3 protein-coding genes are annotated in these 2,882 nt (G+C 60.9%); 1 reads left to right on the top strand and 2 read right to left on the bottom strand.

The window, feature by feature from the left end; all coding sequences use genetic code 11:
• The first annotated feature begins 75 nt into the window (after nucleotides 1-75).
• A complete protein-coding gene (locus tag EN884_RS31620) occupies nucleotides 76-417 on the top strand; it encodes a hypothetical protein (RefSeq protein WP_244514456.1) in 342 nt (113 codons plus the stop codon).
• Between the two features lie 249 nt (nucleotides 418-666).
• On the opposite strand, the gene EN884_RS31615 is transcribed toward EN884_RS31620, so the two are convergent.
• Nucleotides 667-1,713 (bottom strand): hypothetical protein, encoded by a 1,047-nt coding sequence (locus EN884_RS31615; RefSeq protein ID WP_063170516.1) that lies wholly within the window; start codon nucleotides 1,711-1,713, stop codon nucleotides 667-669.
• A 74-nt stretch (nucleotides 1,714-1,787) separates the two neighbouring features.
• On the bottom strand, nucleotides 1,788-2,882 hold a 1,095-nt coding region (locus EN884_RS31610; RefSeq protein ID WP_128360961.1), incomplete at its 5' end, for an autotransporter domain-containing protein.

Here is a 2,882-nt window from a genome sequence, read left to right as displayed (position 1 = left end):
CCGCACGAGGGCATCGCGCATCAGATAGCCGCCAGCCTCTACGGCGCACTGCTGGTCCTCATTGGATGAAACTCGATGCGGCGAGCTTGGTCGATCAAGACGGGACCGGATGAGCCGAAACCGGTCGCAAACGTTCGGCACTTCCGGCTGGGTTTTGTCACTGCGGTGGCAAATCCCGCAACTGCAATATTTTTCGCCTCTTCAACGCTGAACTTAAATCTCCGCGGGGCGACTTACCTAACCGTGGTCGCATTGGTGTTTGCCATTGCGATCGCCTGGTTTGGTCTTCTTGGCCTTTGCATTTCCCAACCTGTAACACAGCGGTTCTACAGACGTTTCCGAAAGCATGCGGATATCGTCCTGGGAGGTGCCCTGGTGGCGCTCGGCTTCGCCGCGCTTGGGTCTTTGAAGGGCTAAAACATGTAGCGGTCTAGACTAGACTAGGACGTGACAGTCCAATCGTCGGCATTCGCGATTTCAGCTCTCGGGCGTTCACCGTTGGGGCGGTACGTCTGACGATCGGTGCTGCAGGTGGACCGGACAGGGTCGCGCTCACTGCAATTTGCTAGGACGGCAAGCGACGACCGGGCCGCACTCGCGCCATCGGCGATTAGCGACGCACTCCCGACGATCTCCAGTCCCCGAAGATCGGCTCGCCTGCGCGGTTTAATAGAACGGCGAATATGGCTCCCGGTCCGCTCGTGTGAAGACGGAGATGGGCTGGTCAATCCGCGCGACAACGCCCGCTCCGAAATTAATCCCAGTTCCGTCGCAGACACCAAATATGTTCGACCGCGTTCCGATCAGCACATTGACCGGTTTCCCGGCTTGGACGGGGTATGTGCTGTTGTGAATGAAAAGGACGCCGGTTGCCTGCAGCGTGTCATGCGCATTGCCGTTGCTGCTCGCTATCTCGACATAGTCGCGCCCTGCGAATGAATTTTGTGTCCAGATGCCGACAACCCCTTCCACCGAGAGCCAACCATTCGCCCAACCGTCCGCGTCGCGCGGAGAGTATTGTGTGAACAGGCGATAGGTAAGTGGGTCCGATAGCCAGAAAAGCGTTACGTAGCCGTCGATATCAGGCACATAGGTGAACCAGACGCCGGTTTCGCTCGCAGCCCACAGGCCATCCGCATCGTATGGGTCCAAATTGTTGGCGCTGACGAAATCCATTGACAGGGGTACCGGATCAGTCACGGCGTGATCGAAGAGTTGGGTGAGCGTCCAGCGCCCATTGTAGTTGAACCACTTGTCGAAGTAGGTTCCTCGAGCCACCGAGCTCAGGTCTATGATCTGTCGCTCCCCCCGTTCGACCGGACCAAAAGGAACGGGGTCGAAGTCCGGCAATTTGAGGCGCGGTATCATGACTGTGCTGGTCGCCGGTCGTGGCGACAACTTGCCCAGATCAAGCATGGATCCTGCTTTGCCAACCGCCGAACGCACGTTCCCCGCGATCAGATCCGTTCGATATTCTCGCCAATAGTGCCCGGACAGGATCTTGTCGAACGCGACCATCTGTTCGATCAGATGGTCGACGTCTTTGGCGGACCGTTTGGGCTTGGGAAGGAAAGCGTTCTGATGGCCAAGCAATTGCTTTCGCGCCTTGGCCTCACCTTCCAGAATGTCCGCGTCGAACGGCAGTTTACACCCCTCTGTTGGCGTAAAGCCGCTTTCATGCTTCGTGTGGAAATCGCCCATCAACTTGACCATGCTGCCTCCATCAGTCTCTGGCTAATCTTGCAACCAAGGTGACGGCGCTTCCTGATGATCGCCACCTCTCGCCGTCAGAATTTCACCGCGAGATCGAGCTTAGCGCCATTGTCGACAGCGCCACCGCCGAACTGTCCGGAATAGGACAGGGCGAGCGTCGCATTTGCCGACATTTTGAGGTCGATGCCGGCCTCGATCACGGCGCTGTCCGTGGCGATCGGCACGCCGGCGATGGTGAAGGCATCGCTGCCGGCAAAGGCGACCGTCGACAGCGGCGTGGTATCGCCGAAAGCGTGCCGCCAGCCGAGCATGCCGCGCGCTGTCGCATTGATGTTGCCGAGCGCAAAACCGGTCGAGCCGCGCAGGCCGAGCGTGGTGAAGGTGGCGTCGGTGGTGGAACCCGCGCTGGTCAACGCTGCCGCGCCGCCCTTTTCGGTAAAGCCGTCGGTGTGCACGCTGACATAGGCGAGATTGACGAAGGGCTCGAACTTGAAGCCCTCGGCATCGGGCCCGCTGCTACCGACCTTGTAGGCAAGTTCGCCGAAGATCTGCGCGGTGCCGGCGTCATAGTCGGCCGCAAGTTGATCGGCAAATCCGTTGAGGGCGACCGAGCGTTTTGTCGACAGGCTGCTCCAGCTGTAGGCCGCACCGGTTCGGAAAGCGATGGCGCCCCAGTTGGTGCCGCCATAGAGACCGAGATGGTAGTTGTCGGCGTCGCCGCTGGAGCTGCGATCATCGGCATCGAAGTTCGCATGGCTGTAACCGCCAAGCAGACCGACACGCCAGCCGCCCACCAGCGTGTCGGCGCCCGCCAGCAGGCCCCCCGTCGAACGATCGAAAGCGGCGGCGTTGCCGTCGCTGTCGGTGTTGCCCCAGGACCCGAAAGCCTGGCCCCAGACTGCAAAGCGATCGGTGTCGGCGGCGACCATTTCCGGTCCGCCTTCGCCATAGGCCATCACCGGCAGGGCAGCAGTGCTGCCATCGCCGAAAGCGGCACGAATGCGCGACGTCGCCGCATCACGGACGAAGCGGCTGTCCTCGACCAGCATGCCCTTAGCCGAGGCATGGATCTCGCCTGACAGCTGGTCGAAGGCAGCGCGTGCCTCGGCATCGGTGGCCAACCCGGCGACGGCGCCGAACACAGCCCCGCTAGTCAGGCTGTCCAGCCC

Source organism: Mesorhizobium sp. M7A.F.Ca.AU.001.01.1.1, from assembly GCF_004022735.1.
In the GTDB taxonomy this organism is placed as follows: Bacteria; Pseudomonadota; Alphaproteobacteria; order Rhizobiales; family Rhizobiaceae; genus Mesorhizobium; species Mesorhizobium ciceri.
Note: the sequence above shows the minus strand (reverse complement) of the source record. Positions and strands in the feature narration are given on the sequence as shown.